This is a genomic window from Streptoalloteichus tenebrarius, from assembly GCF_024171885.1.
Taxonomy (GTDB): domain Bacteria; phylum Actinomycetota; class Actinomycetes; order Mycobacteriales; family Pseudonocardiaceae; genus Streptoalloteichus; species Streptoalloteichus tenebrarius.
Genome location: NZ_JAMTCP010000001.1, coordinates 111,239 through 126,519, shown reverse-complemented (window position 1 = coordinate 126,519; position 15,281 = coordinate 111,239). Strand labels below are relative to the sequence as shown.

10 protein-coding genes and 1 CRISPR repeat array are annotated in these 15,281 nt (G+C 71.5%); of the genes, 4 read left to right on the top strand and 6 right to left on the bottom strand.

What is annotated here, in order from left to right; translation table 11 throughout:
- Positions 1 to 50: 50 nt before the first annotated feature.
- From gntD to LX15_RS00525, 4 genes are all read right to left on the bottom strand, one after another.
- A complete protein-coding gene (gene gntD / locus LX15_RS00540; RefSeq protein ID WP_253667429.1) occupies positions 51 to 1,079 on the bottom strand; it encodes a guanitoxin biosynthesis L-enduracididine beta-hydroxylase GntD in 1,029 nt (342 codons plus the stop codon).
- Positions 1,080 to 1,191: 112 nt separating this feature from the next.
- The gene (locus LX15_RS00535) at positions 1,192 to 2,142 is read right to left on the bottom strand and encodes a TauD/TfdA family dioxygenase (protein WP_253667428.1); all 951 of its coding nucleotides are present in this window, start codon (positions 2,140 to 2,142) and stop codon (positions 1,192 to 1,194) included.
- Positions 2,143 to 2,146: 4 nt separating this feature from the next.
- Positions 2,147 to 2,371 (bottom strand): MbtH family protein, encoded by a 225-nt coding sequence (locus tag LX15_RS00530; protein ID WP_253667427.1) that lies wholly within the window; start codon positions 2,369 to 2,371, stop codon positions 2,147 to 2,149.
- A gap of 52 nt (positions 2,372 to 2,423) precedes the next feature.
- Complete coding sequence (locus LX15_RS00525; protein WP_253667426.1) at positions 2,424 to 3,269, bottom strand: ArsR/SmtB family transcription factor; 846 nt, start codon at positions 3,267 to 3,269, stop codon at positions 2,424 to 2,426.
- Positions 3,270 to 3,761: 492 nt separating this feature from the next.
- On the opposite strand from LX15_RS00525, the gene LX15_RS00520 reads away from it, so the two are divergent.
- Positions 3,762 to 5,471 (top strand): helix-turn-helix domain-containing protein, encoded by a 1,710-nt coding sequence (locus LX15_RS00520; RefSeq protein WP_253667425.1) that lies wholly within the window; start codon positions 3,762 to 3,764, stop codon positions 5,469 to 5,471.
- Between the two features lie 135 nt (positions 5,472 to 5,606).
- Positions 5,607 to 6,061: a CRISPR direct-repeat array (repeat unit 28 nt; unit sequence ATCGGCCCCGCACACGCGGGGGTGAGTC).
- A gap of 2,168 nt (positions 6,062 to 8,229) precedes the next feature.
- On the opposite strand, the gene LX15_RS00515 is transcribed toward LX15_RS00520, so the two are convergent.
- Complete coding sequence (locus LX15_RS00515) at positions 8,230 to 9,171, bottom strand: DMT family transporter (protein ID WP_301303780.1); 942 nt, start codon at positions 9,169 to 9,171, stop codon at positions 8,230 to 8,232.
- A 25-nt stretch (positions 9,172 to 9,196) separates the two neighbouring features.
- Here LX15_RS00515 and LX15_RS00510 point away from each other — a divergent pair, with 25 nt between their 5' ends.
- On the top strand, positions 9,197 to 10,609 hold the full coding sequence (locus LX15_RS00510) for an aminotransferase-like domain-containing protein (RefSeq protein ID WP_253667423.1): 1,413 nt from the start codon (positions 9,197 to 9,199) through the stop codon (positions 10,607 to 10,609).
- 169 nt (positions 10,610 to 10,778) lie between these two features.
- On the opposite strand, the gene LX15_RS00505 is transcribed toward LX15_RS00510, so the two are convergent.
- Positions 10,779 to 11,522 carry a glycine-rich domain-containing protein gene (locus LX15_RS00505; RefSeq protein WP_253667422.1) on the bottom strand — a complete coding sequence of 248 codons (744 nt, stop codon included), beginning with the start codon at positions 11,520 to 11,522 and terminating at the stop codon, positions 10,779 to 10,781.
- A gap of 355 nt (positions 11,523 to 11,877) precedes the next feature.
- Here LX15_RS00505 and LX15_RS00500 point away from each other — a divergent pair, with 355 nt between their 5' ends.
- Together LX15_RS00500 and LX15_RS00495 are read left to right on the top strand one after the other, a co-directional pair.
- A complete protein-coding gene (locus tag LX15_RS00500; protein ID WP_253667421.1) occupies positions 11,878 to 12,342 on the top strand; it encodes a hypothetical protein in 465 nt (154 codons plus the stop codon).
- 6 nt (positions 12,343 to 12,348) lie between these two features.
- Positions 12,349 to 15,006: a M48 family metalloprotease gene (locus LX15_RS00495; protein WP_253667420.1), complete on the top strand. Its 2,658-nt coding sequence runs from the start codon at positions 12,349 to 12,351 to the stop codon at positions 15,004 to 15,006.
- Positions 15,007 to 15,281: the final 275 nt, after the last annotated feature.

Below are 15,281 nucleotides of genomic sequence, written 5' to 3'. Positions count from 1 at the left end.
CCTGACCCCCAAATTCTCGGCAACTCTCGGCGGAAGGACTGGAGAACGTTTCAGTAGATGACGCGGGAGGCGGCGGTGAGCCGGGAGTCCCGGGACTTGCGCAGGTCCCTGGCCACGTTGAGCCGCCGCAGCCAGCGGTCCGTGCCGTCGAAGCGGGCCCGGAACGGCTTGCGGCCGTGGACCACGCGGTAGTTGTCGATGAAGAGCATGTCGCCGGGGGTCAGCACGACCCCGCCCATGGCCGCGTCGACCGCGGCGCAGAACGTCTCCAGCGCCCGCTGCTCCTCCGGGCCCTGCACGCCCTCCATGTAGTACGGGTCGATCCGCACGTACGGGTCCTCGGGCGAGCCGAACAGGACCTGGACCGGCTCCGGCTCGGCGAGCGCGCGCTCGACCCGCTCGACGCTGCGCCGGCGGAGCTGCTCGACCAGCGGGTCCTCCGCGTCGGCGCCGACCTGGTTCTCCGGGCGGTGCGAGTTGTCCGGCAGGATGCGGAACCGGGGCTCGGACAGGATCCTGCGGGTCTCGTCGTCGATGCGCACGTCCGCGATGTCGGCGGCCGTCGTCTCGACGTCGTCGGGGTTGCGCAGGCACATCAGGCCGAGGTAGTCGGTGCGCAACGGGTGGAACGCGTCCTCGGTGTGCCAGGTCAGCAGCTCGTCGCTGCCCCACCCGATCTGCTCGTGCTCGTGTTCCTTGATCGGGAAGATGTCGTGCATGACCCGGCCCGCCTGCTGCGTCGCCCAGGCGATCGGCTCGCCCAGCAGCGACGCGACCAGGTAGAACGCGATGTCGTAGCGCAGCGACGGCGACGCGTCCGGCTTGGTCTTCCAGTGGGCCGGCGTGGGGCCCAGCTCGTCGTCGTCCACCGGCAGGCCCGACACCACGAGGATGCCGGTCGGCTCGCCCAGGTGGAACTCGCGCAGGTCCCTGCGCAGCGCCCTGGGCAGCTCCTGGGCGTACACCCCCGCCTCGCGCTGGAACTCCGGCTCCTCCACCGAGGAGTAGCGCCCCGCCAGCTCGTCGACGAGCTTCTCGATCGAGCGGATGTCCTCTTCGCGCAAATCCAGCCGCAACACTGTGTTTCCTTCCTGACGAAGCGCACCACGCCTGGAGACCGGCCGCGGGTCGAAGCCTCTCCGGACTCGCGGCCGGGCTCCAGGTCTTTGACGGCTGAGTGAAAACCGGCGGTCAGACGGCCGAGGAGGGCTCGGCCATGGCCACCGCGATGCGCCGGGGACCGGTGAACGGCTCCCTGGCGTGCGTGCTGAGCATGTTGTCCACGACGAGCACGTCGTCCCGCTCGTAGTCGAACCGGGTGGACGCCGCGCGGTAGCAGGCCCTGAGGTGGTCCATGACGTCGTCGGGGATCACCCCGCCGTCGCCGTAGTAGGTGTTGTTCGGCAGGTTCTCCTCGCCGCACATCTCCAGCAGCCCCGTCCTGATCTCCTCGGGGAGGGTGCTGACGTGGAAGAACGTGGCGTGGTTGAACCAGACCCTCTCCCCGGTCACCGGGTGCCGGTGCACCGGCTCCCGCACCGCCCTGGTCCGCAGGCGGTCACCGCCGAGCCACTCCGTGCGGATGCCGTTGCGCTCGCAGTAGGCGTCCACCTCGGCCCGGTCGTCGGTGTTGAACGACTCCTGCCACGGCATGCCCAGCTCGTCGCTGTAGTTGCGGACGACCATCCACTTGCGACGCTCGAACTCCTCGCGGATCTCCGGGTCGATCGAGGCGTGGATCTCCCTGGTGGAGGCCAGCGGGGTGGCGCCCTGGGTCAGCGGCGGCTCGACGCAGTAGAAGTACAGCGTCAGCGGCCAGACCGCCTGGTAGGAGTTCTCGTTGTGGGCGAAGATCTCCTCCTGCGGCGGGTAGTCCGTGGAGGTGTAGACGTTCCCGCTGATCCTGCTGCGCGGCGTCGACCGCTCCGAGTAGGTCAGCGGCGTCCCCGACAGCTCCCTGACCACCTGGTCGAAGCCCTCGACGCCGCCCACGGCGAAGCCGCGCAGCAGCACGGCGCCGTGCCGGGTGAGCGCGGCGCGGATCCGCTCCCGGTCGCGGCGGATCCGCTCGTGCACGGACTCGCTGTCGCCGGTGATGACCAGCGGCAGCGTGGCGAACGCGCCGGTGTCGGCCTGGGTCACGGTCTCACGCCCCCCGCTCGTCGTTCATGGCCGCGACCAGGCTCTTGGGCCGCATGTCGGTCCAGTTCGCGGTGATGTGGTCGAGCGCGCTCTGCCGGTCGGTCTCGCCCAGCGCGACCGTCCACCCGGCGGGCACCTCGGCGAACGCCGGCCACAGCGAGTGCTGGCCCTCGGCGTTGACCAGCACCAGGTAGGAGCCGTTGGGGTCCTCGAAGGGGTTGGTGCTCACGTCGCTGTTCCTTCCGTCATCGAACGTCAGTCGAACGGGTCGGTCGAACGGGTCAGGTGAGTTCGGGCTGGCGGGGGCGGGGCAGCGCCGCTCCGCGGTTCTGGAGCAGGGCCACGCCCAGCTCGGTCAGCGAGTGCAGGACGTTGTTGCGGCTGCGCGCGGTCATCACCAGACCGGCCTTGCGCAGGACGGTGGCGTGCTTGCTGGCGCCGGCCACCGAGATGCCCAGTCGCTGGGACAGCTCCCCGGTGGTGCAGCTCTCGGTGAGCGCCTGGAGCGCGGCGGCCCTGGTGTGGCCGACCAGCGCCTCCAGCGCGTGGTCCCTCGGCTCCTCGTCGCCCCACAACTCCTGGGTGAGGGCCGGGTCGGTGGGCGCGGAGAACACCAGCGCCGGCCGGCCGCCGCTCCGCTCGGCCTCCAGGAACACGCAGGGCCGGCCGGACAGGAACACCGACGGGCTCAGCAGCAGGCCGCGGCCGTTCAGGTGGACGTCCCGGTCGGCCGCGTCCGGGACGGTCAGCACCGGGGAGTCCCAGTGCAGCTTGGGGTGCAGCGTGTCGAGCAGCCCCTCCACCCCGTTGGTGATCGCCACCCGGCCGAGGACGTCCCGCACCGACTCCAGGTGGGAGCGCACCCGGTCCCAGTACGGGGTGACGGCGACCTGGCCGAACTCGAACACGGTCGCGGCCAGTGGATCTCTGACCCTGTCGTCGGCGTCCTGGCGGTCCGGGTGCCGCTCCAGCAGCCGGAGCAGGTCCTCAAGGTGTGGTCGGTTCCGACCGGTCAGCTCCTCCGCGACCGTGGCGTCCAGCAGCCCGCGCACCCGACGGCGCCAGCTCTGGAACGAGGTCGTCGCGCCCCGGACGAACTGGTTCAGCGCGAACACGCTCTCCGCCACCACACCGAGACTCGCCGTCATTCGCGTGCGAGCCAGGTCCTGGACAGAGAAATGAATCCTCAACATGCAGGCCCTTGCCTTTCCCCAGACGTGTGCGCTTGGCGCGCACACGGCGCAGCGGAGGCGCGCCGGGGCGGGACACGAGCGTGCCGCGCGTGTCCACGGAAAGAACCGCCGAGATCGGCCGCGATCGACCGTGACCGACGGTGTACAGCCCCCACCGCGAGGTCCGCGCCGCGGACCTCTCCGCTACGACCGGACTCCCCAAAGTCCGGCCGCCGCACCGGTCTAGCAGAGGGGTCGGTTGTCCGGTAACGCTGATTGCCCGGACAACCACGATGGAGGACAAACGACGTCCGTTCGGACGCAACGACTGGTCCGTCCGTCGTCAACGCACCTGCCACAAACCTTTCTCCGCCCCCGGGCGCACATCCATTCGTGTTAGTACTTTCAGCGGAGGCTTGATGGGGAGGCTGGCTGTGGGAGGACGTCATGGGGCGGCCTGAACGTGTGATCGATCCCACCCGAGGTCCGGTGCAACGCTTCGCGCTGGAACTGCGTCAGCTCCGGGAATCCGCTGGTAGACCCAGCTATCGGGAGTTGGCCCGTCGGTCGCACTACTCGGTGACCGTGTTGTCGGAGGCCGCGGGCGGCACGTCCTTCCCCACCCTGGCGGTGGCCATGGCCTACGCGGAGGCGTGCGGGGCGGACCCCGCCGTGTGGCAGGCGCTCTGGGAGCAGGCGGCGGCGGAGCTGGCGAGCCAGAGGAACGGCGCGGCTCCCCCGCTTCCCGACAAACCGCCCTACCTGGGGCGGGCCGCCTTCCAGACCGCCGACGCGCACCGGTTCCACGGCCGCGACGCGGCGGTCGCCGAGGTGCGGTCCCGGGTCCTGGAATCGGACCTCGTGGCGCTCTTCGGAGATTCCGGAATCGGAATGTCGTCCTTCCTGCGCGCCGGACTGGCGCCCGCGCTGACCGAGTTCCACACGGTGTTCGTCACTCCGAGCGACGTTGTCGGGGACAACGACTCCGGAAAGCGATCCCCACGTGAATTCTTCGCGACCGTTCCCGGAACGGAAGGGTTGCCGGACGGTGACGGGAAACCCACGGGCACGCTACTGGTCGTCGACCAGTTCGAGGAGTTGTTCGCCACCAACAGGAAAGACGAGGAACGCGAGGAGTTCGTCAGGGGCCTGCTCGACCTCCGGTCGCGGCCGGGCAACCGGGTCCTGCTCGCGGCCAGGGCCGACACCGCGGCGCGGTGCGCGGCCGAGCCCCTGCTCGGGCCGGCCCTGTGCGGCAACACCATGATGCTCGGCCCGATGGGCCGCGACGACCTCTGCGACGCGATCATCCGGCCGGCGGCGAACGTCGGCCTCCGGGTCGACCCGGCCCTCGTCGAGGCCGTCGTGGCCGACGCGGTGGGGCAGCCCGGCTCGGTCGCCCTCGTCTCGCACGCGATGCGCGAGGTCTGGCAACGCCACCGGGGCCGCAGCCTGACCGTCGCCGTCTACCACGAACTCGGCGGCATCCCCGGCATGGTCGCCCGGCTCGCCGAGGAGGTGTTCACCGCTCTGCGCCCGGCGGAACAGATGGTGGCCAAGGAACTGCTGCTCCGGCTGACCGGCTTCCCCAGCGAGAGCGACCACGCGCCGCGCCGCACCTCCCACGACGAGCTGCTCGGGGACCGCCTCGACTCGTGGGTCACGCCCGTGCTGGAGAAGCTCGCCCGCAACCGGTTGGTGTGCGTCAAGCGCGACGGCGTGATCCTGGCGCACGACGCGCTCCTGCGGGAGTGGCCCCGCATGCGCGAGTGGCTGCGCGAGGACCGCGACCTGTTGCGCTGGCACCGCCAGTTGGCCGAGGCCGCCACCGAGTGGGAACGCTCCGGCCAGGACGCCGGCTTCCTCTACCGGGGCGCCCGGCTGGCCGCCTACGGCGACTTCCCACTCAGCCGACTCAACGACCGGGAGTGGGCCTTCCTCACCGCGAGCCGCAGGGCGGAGAACGGGGAACGCCTGGCGCGCCGCGTCCGCACCATCGTGCTGGGCGCGGTCCTGTCCCTCCTGGCCATCCTCAAGGTCGCCTACCGCAACGAACGGCGCACCCGCCGCGCCCTCACCGGCACCCCCGCACACCAGTGCACGCGCCGCACCTCGTGGCTACGACCGCGCCGCGCCAACCGCACCTCCGTCACGTGACCACCACCCCACTGACGACGAACGGAAGCACGCCCACGATGATCTCCTCCGGATCATGTCTGATGGGAGGTGTACCTTGACGACCGACAGGTCAGCACGGCGGCATCGGCGCGACATCAACGCAGGTCACGAAGTATCGGCCCCGCACACGCGGGGGTGAGTCCTGGCTCGGCCGGATGTAGACGGGCAGGTTGTCATCGGCCCCGCACACGCGGGGGTGAGTCGGTTCTCGATATCGAGCCACAGGAGGCGGCCTTATCGGCCCCGCACACGCGGGGGTGAGTCCGCGACCAAGCCCGGGCACGGTCCGCATAGGACATCGGCCCCGCACACGCGGGGGTGAGTCGTTCCTGTTCACGTCGCCGTCGCTCCTCCTCTGATCGGCCCCGCACACGCGGGGGTGAGTCTCCAGTAGCCAACTCACCCCCGTGCACGCGGGGATCGGCCCCGCACACGCGGGGGTAAGTCCCGTAGCGCGGGCGAGGTGTTGCGGCGCGGAGGATCGGCCCAGCACACGCGGGGGTGAGTCCGGCACCACGAGTCGAGGAACGTCGTGGTAGAGATCGGCCCCGCACACGCGGGGGTGAGTCGGTGGGGGCGGCCCCCACCCCTGCCAGGGTTGGATCGGCCCCGCACACGCGGGGAGTGAGTCCGACGCGGTCCTCGGCACCGGGTCCTACAAGGCATCGTCCCCACACGCGCTGGGTTGAGTTCGATCGAAACCAGGCGCGGTTGGTCTTTGATGCATCGTCCTCGCACATGCGGGGGTGAGTCATGCCGAGATCAGAACCTTCATCCCGCTGCGGTATCGGCCCCGCGTGCGCGAGGGGGTGAGTCCCACTGCCACCACCACTCGACATAGGACACATGATCGTCCCCGCACGAGCGGGGGTGAGTCTCCCATCCGGTCTACCTTCTGCGCCTGCTGCGCATCGTCCCCACACACGGGGATGAGTCCGCCCATCACCTTGGGTGCTCCTCGGGCACCCGCTCGTCCCCGCACATGCGGGGGTGAGTCCCGGATCTGCGGGATCACCGCGATCCTGCTCGGGTCGGCCCCGCCACGCGGGGGTGAGTCAGCGTCGCCGCTGGAGGTAGGGGCGTTGGTCGTATCGGCTCCGCACACGCAGAGGTGAGTCCGGCACCACGAGTCGAGGAACGTCGTGGTAGAGATCGTCCCCGCACATGCGGGGGTGAGTCGAGTCCTTGGTGGGCTCCTGGATGCTGGCCACATCGGCTCCGCACACGCGGGGGTGAGTCCATGGTCTGCCCGGTCAGCGGTGGGCTGTATCCATCGGCCCCGCACACGCGGGAGGTCCTCATCACCAGCCCACGGTCCTCACGACGGATCGTCGTTCCCGCACACGCGGGGAGTGAGTCCGACGCGATCCTCGGCACTCGATCGAAACCAGGCGCGGTTGGTCTTTGATGCATCGTCCTCGCACATGCGGGGGTGAGCCCTGGACGGCGGCGCACCCGTCGCGCCTCTTTCCATTGTCCCCGCACACGCCGAGGGTGAGTCCGGGCGATCACGTCCGGGCGGCCGTGCTCGGGATCGACCCCGCACATGCGGGGGTGAGTCGGGCTACCTGATCGGCACGTACGACCACCCCGAATCGGCTCCGCACGCGCGGGGGTAAGTCCTAAGGCGACAAGGTCTCCCTCTTCCGCTCCGTATCGGCCCCGCACACGCGGGGGTGAGTCCACGGGGTGGACGCGCCCCCGCCCCTCGCGCGCATCGGCTCCGCGCACGCGGGGGTGAGTCGACGGGCGCGCCGCTGGCGGCCCACCAGCGAGCATCGTCCCGTGGGCGTGAGTCCGAGTTGAGGATCGACCCAAGACCCCCACCGGCATCGGGCCCGCACACGCCGAGGGTGAGTCCGGGCGATCACGTCCGGGTGGCATCTTCGGGATCGGCCCCGCACATGCGGGGGTGCGCCCCACTGCCACCGCCACTCCACAGAGGACACACGATCGTCCCCGCACGAGCGGACGTGAGTCTCCCATCCGGTCTACCTTCTGCGCCTGCTGCGCATCGTCCCCACACACGGGGATGAGTCCGCGTACACCGCGAGCGCCACACTGAGCTGCGTATCGGCCCCGCGTGCGCGGGGGGTGAGTCGTGAGTGAGACGGAGCCCGGTGCCCCGCCGCTGGTCGGCCAACGCCCCTTCCTGAGCTTCAACTCGGAGCGGGCTACCAGTGGCGGGGCGTGGCCATGCAACGATCACGTCGTGATCGTGTCCAAAAAGGACTATGGCGCTTAGGTGGCCGAATGCCGGGCGGGGCGCGCCGCCTCCTTCGTCCACCCCGACTGGACGTACTCCGTCATTCCGGGACTTTCCCGATGGGCGCTGGCTGACATCCGGCGCGTCGAGACGACGGAGCCCTGGCTGTCGCCTGGCGAGGTCGCGTTCCTGTATCGGGAACTTCAGCGGTACGCCCGCGTCGCACACCGGTACTGGTCACACTGGTCCGTCGGGTCCCGGGCCTGCCATCCCTGGGTACGCGGCGACGTCGTCCACGTGCTGTGAGCCCATCCTCCACGCAGTCGCGCGGCTCTGCGTGCCCTCATCCACCCCCTCGACGACGAGATACGACGGCGGAGGCCCCCTCGACCGCACATCCCCACCAGACTCGCCCTGGTGGATGCGGCGAATCACTGGAGTTCGCCGCCCCTGACACCAGCACCACCTTTCGATGAGACCGCATCCCCCCGAAGCGGGAAGGGGTCATGTCAAGCGTTCTCGTGTACCTCGTCATCCGACAGGCGTGGGTTCCTTGGGGCGCTCCTCCACCTTCGGGGGCGTTGCCAGTCGCGCGCGGACGGCGGTCGCGGCGCTGGCGATCACGACGAGGCCACCGAGGACGGTGGGCCAGGTGAGCTGCTCGCCCAGGAAGAGCGTCGCCCAACTGATGGTCATCACGGGCTGGACGAGCTGGACCTGGCTGACCTGCGCCATGGGGCCGATCGCGAGCCCCCGGTACCAGGCGAAGAAGCCGAGGAACATGCTCACCACGCCGAGGTAGGCGAAGGCGGTCCACTCGACCGGGGTCCCGGTCGGAGGCGTCTGCGCCATCGAGACGCCGGTCAGAGCGACCATCAACGGCGCGGCGAGCACGAGCGCCCAGGACACGGTCTGCCAGGAGCCGAGCTGTCGGGCGAGGAGCCCGCCCTCCGCGTAGCCGATCGCGGCCGCGACGACGGCGACGATCAGGAGCAGGTCCGACCAGTGGAGCCCACCCAGCCCGTCGCCCTGGACCGAGGCGAACGCGACGGCGGCCACGGCCCCCACCATCGCCATGACCCAGAACGACGTCGGCGGGCGTTCGTGCCCTCGGAGCACGGCCATCACGGCGGTCGCGGCGGGGAGGAGCGCGATCACGACGGCGCTGTGGCTGGCCGAGGCGGTGGTCAGCGCGAACGACGTCAACACGGGGAAACCGACGACCACGCCACCGGCCACGACCGCGAGGCGGACCCACTGCACGCCACGAGGCAGGCGCTGCCTGGTGATCACGAGCGCGCCGGCCGCGAGCACCGCGGCGACGACGGCACGCGCGGAGCCGATGAACAGCGGCGAGAACCCGCCGCCTCCGAGGGCGATCCGCGTGAACGGCACGGTGAACGAGAACGCCACGACCCCGAGGAGGCCCCACCAGAGGCCGGCGCGTGTCGGGGATAGCACTGACACCGTCATGGGAGTAGCGCTACTGTCCTGCTTCATGGCCAACGATAGCAGCGCTCGGATCGCCGCCGACCTCCGTGAATGGATCTCGACAGCAGCACCGGGCGCGAAGCTCCCGTCCACACGGGAGTTGGTCGCGCGGTACGGGGCGAGCCCGGTCACCGTGCAGAAGGCGCTGCGAACCCTGACGGCGCAAGGAATGGTGGAGAGCCGGCCCGGTGTCGGGACCTTCGTGCGCGCGGTCCACCTCGCTCGCCCGAACGACTACGGATGGCAGACCGCGGCGCTCGGGTCACCGCGCAACCGCATCCCCTCTCTGTCCGCTGCGCTGCGCACACCCCCGAACGACGTGATCGCGCTGCACGCCGGCTACCCGGACCGGGAGCTGCTCCCCGAGCGCCTGGTGCGGGCCGCGTTCGCCCGCGCGGCCCGGAGCGACGCCACGATCGGGCGGCCTCCGACGGCGGGACTGCCGGACCTCCAGGCGTGGTTCGCCACCGAGCTGGGCGCGGCCACGCCGGTCGGGGTCGCACCGCCGACGCCGAGCGACGTCGTCGTCCTCCCCGGCAGCCAGAGCGGTCTCAGCACCGCGTTCCGCGCCCTCGTCGGCGCGGGCCGTCCGCTGCTGATCGAGTCGCCGACCTACTGGGGCGCGATCCACGCCGCCGCGCAGGCGGGCGTGCGCGTCGTGCCCGTCCCCAGCGGGATCCACGGACCCGACCCCGACGAGCTGGCGCGCGCCTTCGAGCAGACCCGGGCGCGCGCGTTCTACGCCCAGCCGAACTTCGCCAACCCCACCGGAGCCCAGTGGTCGTCCGACCTGGCCGACCACGTGCTCGACATCGTGCGGCGGCACCACGCCTTCCTCATCGAGGACGACTGGGCGCACGACTTCGGGATCACCACGGACGCGGTCCCGGTCGCCGCGCGGGACGACAACGGACACGTCGTCTACGTGCGGTCGCTGACCAAGAGCGTCTCCCCCGCCGTCCGCGTCGCCGGGATCGTCGCCCGTGGCCCCGCCAGGGAACGCGTCCTCGCCGACGCGCAGGCCTCATCCACCTACGTCAGCGGCATGCTGCAAGCCGTCGCGCTCGACGTCGTCAGCCAACCCGCCTGGCGCACGCACCTGCGCGGCCTGCGCCACCAGCTCGCCGCGCGCCGTGACCTCCTGGTGGGCGCGCTCCGGGAGCACGCCCCCGCCGCCCACCTGGAAGCCGTGCCCTCCGGCGGGCTGAACCTCTGGGTGCGGCTTCCGGACACCACCGACCTGGCACGGCTCGTCCACGACTGCGAGACCGCCGGGGTCACCATCGCGGCCGGCGACGAGTGGTTCCCCGCCGAACCGACCGGCGCCTACCTCCGGCTCAACTACTCCGGCCCGAATCCCGGCGCCTTCCCTGACGGCGCGCGCATCATCGGTGAGATGCTGGCACAGCAACAGAAGTAGTCGCGATCGTGTCATCTTCCCGAACCCTCGGTGCCACGCCCCTCATCTGTCCATTGTGGACGCGTGTTCGCGTACTCCCCGGCGCGATCGTCGCCGACCGCACCGAGAACCGAGCAGGAGGAAGGAGAGCGCCCCCGCGAGTGCGGGGATGTGGAGCGAGACCGGTTGGTCAGTAGCGGAGGACGACGCAGCCGTTGAAGCCGGTGTCGCCGTCGTAGCCGGAGAAGACGCCGCCGTTGGCGCCGTTCCCGCCCCGACCGGAGTTGGCGGGGCATTCCGCCGGCACCGTGGCACCGGCCGCGCCGCCGGTGCCTCCGCTGCCGTTGAACACACCGTCCCCGCCCTTGGTGCCGTCGAGCCCGGGGTTCGTGGTCACCGCGCCGCCCGCGCAGCTCCGCGACGTCCCGCCGGTGCCCCCGGCCCCGCCCGCCACGTTGCCCAGCGAGCCGCCTCCGCCGTTGCCCCCGCTCGCGGAGGCCTTGTTGGTGGTCCCGATGGTGATGCTGGACGAGCTACCCATCTTCCCGGCCGTGGACGGCCGGTCGTCCACCCGCGCGACGCCCTTCTCCCCGCCCGCCCCGACGGTGATGTTCAGGACGTTGCCGGGCGCGACGATCAGGGTGCAGGTCGCGTTCGCTCCGCCCCCGCCGCCACCACCGGCGGGGCCGGGCACGGGGAACGTCCCCCACCCGCTGCCGCCTCCTCCGCCGCCCGCCCCGACGACGTGCACGGTGACCAGGGTGATGCCGGCGGGAACGGTGAACTTGACGGCGCCCGGGGTCGCGAACACCTGGGTCGTGGCCGCGTGGGCGGGTGACGCGACCGCGAGGGGCAGCAGCAGGCCGGCGAGCGCCGCGCCCACGACGAGCCCCGTTCGCGAACGGGAACGGTTGGACGAGTGGAACAGGGACATGAACCCTCCTCGGAGATGGGAGCGACGGCGCGTCGCCAGCGCCGGCACGCACGACGAGTCCCGGAACGCCGAGCTGGTCCCCGCCCGACGGACCACCCACCCCGGGCTCCGTCGACGGCGTCTCGGACGTCGTGCCGGGAATCATCGGCCGGCTGGCGGACCCCCGCCAAGCTGCGATCGGGTGACACCCGAATGGCGATCCCGCCTCCGAACGGGGCAGCAGAGCCGAGCCGGCGCCGGGACTACGCCGTCCGGAGTCTCCGACGGTCGACGGGTGTCCGTTTTCGGCTGTTGGCGGTGTTCCCGTCGGCCCGGCTCAGTAGCCTGGCGAGGTGATCACCGAGGGGGGCACGCGATGGACGACGTGGTGACCGGCCAGGTGAAAACGCTCGCGCGCGCCGTCGTGGAGAAGGTGGCGCCCGAGGAGCTCCCGTTCTTCGCGGCGACCTGCGAGGCGTACTTCTCGGGTCGCCGGAGCGCCCGCAACCGGGAGGACGTCCTCGGGTTCGGGCTCGGCGAGGTCGTCACGCTCGTCGGCCCGGTGGCGTTGGCGCTGGCCACCAGCACGGTGCACCACCTGGCCGGCGAGGCGGGCAGGTCGGTGGCCGCGCGCGGACTCTCGGCCTTCCGGCGGTGGCGACGCCGGCGGTCCGCCGAGCCGCCACGGGAGGAGGTCGCCGAGCTGCCGGAGCTGTCGCCCGCGCAGGAGGCCGAACTCAGGGTCGTCCTCGAACGACGGGCCAGGGAACTCGGTGTCGAGCCGGAGCGCGTCGACGAGGTCGTCACCGCCCTGCTGTCGGCGTTCAAGCGGGACGAGTAGTCCCCGATGCGGGCGGGCGGCGACCCGGCGGAGCACCTGCTGCGGCTGCCCACCGGCACCACCCTCCGCTTCCTCGTCCTCCTGCTGCTCGCCCTCGCCACGGCGGCGCTCGCGCACAGCACGGCCTCTCCCCCGGCGGCGCGCTTCGCCGACGAGATCACCCGCTGCGAGATCCTCAACGCCCCACCCGCCTCGACCGGGCTCGACGGCTACGCGACCTACGCCGAAGCCGCCGTCGCTGACGCGGGGTTTCGCGAGTGCGTCCGCCCCATCACCCTGCGCATCAGCGGGTACGTCGCGACGGGCGTCGGCTCGCTGCTGCTGCTCGCGACGGCGTTGTACTGGCTGCGCCCGGTCTGGATCATCTGGCGACGTCGGCTGGTTCCGTTGCCCGGAGCGCCGGAGTTCGACGTCATCCGCGCCGAACTCGCGGACCTCACGGCGCGCTCGGGTCTCGGCCGCCGCCCACCCGTGTTCCTGATCGACCCGTTCCACGGGCGGCGCACCGGATTCGTGTTCGGTCGTGGGCGTCGGCCGCTCGTGTGCCTCAGCGGTGGTCTCCTCGCCCTGCACGGCCGTGACCGGGCGGCCTTCCGCGCGATCGTGCGGCACGAGCTGGCGCACGTGCGCAACAGGGACGTCGCGATCACGGGCTGGACCATCGCGGTGTGGCGGGCGTTCCTGGTCACGGCGGCGCTGCCGTTCGCGGTCGCGCTGTCCGGGATCGAGGTCTCCGAGGACCTGACCGTCGGCCGTCCCTCGCTCGACCGGCTCGCCGACCCCGACGTCTGGTGGATCTCCCTGCGGTTGGCCCTGCTGGCCGCGCTGGTCTACCTGAGCCGCAACGCCATCCTCCGCGCCAGGGAGCTGGAGGCCGACCTGCGGGCCGGCCCCGAGGGCATGACAGTCCACAGTGGAGCGACGCGCGACCCGTGGTGGCGGCGGTGGATCTCGCACCACCCGCCGGCGTCGGTGCGCCGACGGGTCGTCGAGGACCCGGTCTGGTGGGCGCGGCCCCGGTTCGGCGCGCTGGCGGCGACCGGGGTCGTGATCGGCCTGGTCGTCGGGCACGGGGACCAGGCGACGTGGATCCTGATCACCACGCGGGCCCGGCTGGTGGACACCCTCCCCCGGATCGTCGTCTCGGCGCTGCTGGCCGGCGCGCTCGGTCTGGTCGTCTGGCAGGCGGCGCTGTTCGCGCGCCGGGGTCGCGGTCGGCTCGTCGCCCACGTCCTTCCCGGGACCGCCCTCGCGGTCGGCGTCGTGCTCGGACGCGAGGCCGAACTCAACCGGGACCCGTTCGTCCTCAGCAGTGCGACCGCGTTGGTCGGCAGTGCGGTGTTCGTCGTCGTGGTCGCCGCCGTCGGAGCGTGGATGGTGTGCTGCGCGCGGAACTGGCTGCGTGAGGACGGCGGAGTGCATCCGGTCGCCGTCGTCGTGGTCACGGCCGCCGGCGCGCTGGTGCTCTACTGCTGGGCGTCGTGGATGTTCCTCCGCGGGTGGCCCACCCTGTTCGGCCTGACCAACTGGATGGACCGCCAGACGATCGCGTCGTCGGGCGCGGTTTTCGGGAGCGTCGAAACGATCGCGGCCCTGATGACGGACAGCGCCCTGGCGAATGTCCAGAGCAAGAGCGCGTTGGCTCAGGCGTCGGTCGTCGTGTTGTGGCTGCTTCCGTTGCTGGGAGCACGAATCCCGAGGCGCCGCTCGGCACGTGTCGGTCTGCTCGTCGGCGGGGTCTCCGGGCTGGTCGGGTTCGTGCTGACCGTCATCCTCCGGATGTTCCCGCCCACTGCTTCTTCGGCCGTGAGCCCGGAGGCGGTGCGGTCGGCGTGGTGGGCGTTCCTGCTCGCGTTCGCGGTGCTGGCGCAGGTGGTGGCGGCGGCCCTGGCGGGGAGATCCGCTCCGTCGACGGCGTTGATGGCCGCGTACGCGACGATCGCGCCCGCTCTCGTGCTGATCGTGCTGAGTGTGACGGTGTGCGGTTGTCTGCCGGGCGACGGGCTTCCCGACGCGGTGTGCCTCCGGCCGCCGGGATGGCTCTTCCTCGCGGCCCATCTGGGGCTTCTCGCGATCGCGGTCCCAATGACGGGCACGCTTGGCGCACTACTCGGCATGGCGCTCCGGGCGGTCCGCCAGCCGTCGATCACCCCGGAACAGGAACAGAATCGAACGCGGCACCGAGCCGCATTGCCCCTTCTCGCCGGGACCCTCGCGATGGCAGCAGGGGTCGCTTCCGCGAAACACCTGGACGCGGAGGACAACGCGCCACCGGCCGTGATGACCCAACCCACTCCGACAACGAAGCTGCCGCGACCCAGCAGTCCTTTCGAGGCGGCGTACTTCGTGGCGGTCTGGTACACGGGCGGCGGGAAGACGCACATGGACCAGGTGAGAAACACCGTGCGCGCGTTCATCTCCTCGCCGAGCGAGAACACCTGCTCCGCCATGGGCACCGCCACTCGTCAGGCCATGGCGTTCGCCCGCGCGCCGGACGACACCGCGCAACGGACGTGGCACGCCGCGCTCCAAGCCGCGAACCGGGCCGGCGGGCAGTGCGGGACGGGCCGGTGGAACGACGCGGCCGGGTCCGCCCTGACGGCCGACGAACACCTCGACCAGCTCGTCCTCGACCTGGCCAGGGCACTCACGATCCCGAAGTGACCCCACCACCGGAGCGCCACGAAGTGGGTGGCCTGTCAGAACTCTGACGACCCGCACGCCGATTCTCGGCGTCCCACTCACCTCGCGGCGGACCCTGCCGCCCGGGTCGATCCACCGCCCGTGCGTCTTCTGTCCGACCCCCGACTCGACCGGGGGCGGCAGTTCCCGACGTAGCTCCCCGAACTGTTCGGGCATCACGGGGAGCGAGACCGGCGCGCCCCTCAGACGAGCGCGACAGGTCCCCCTTGCGGACTCGTCGCGCCCGCCGCGGGACC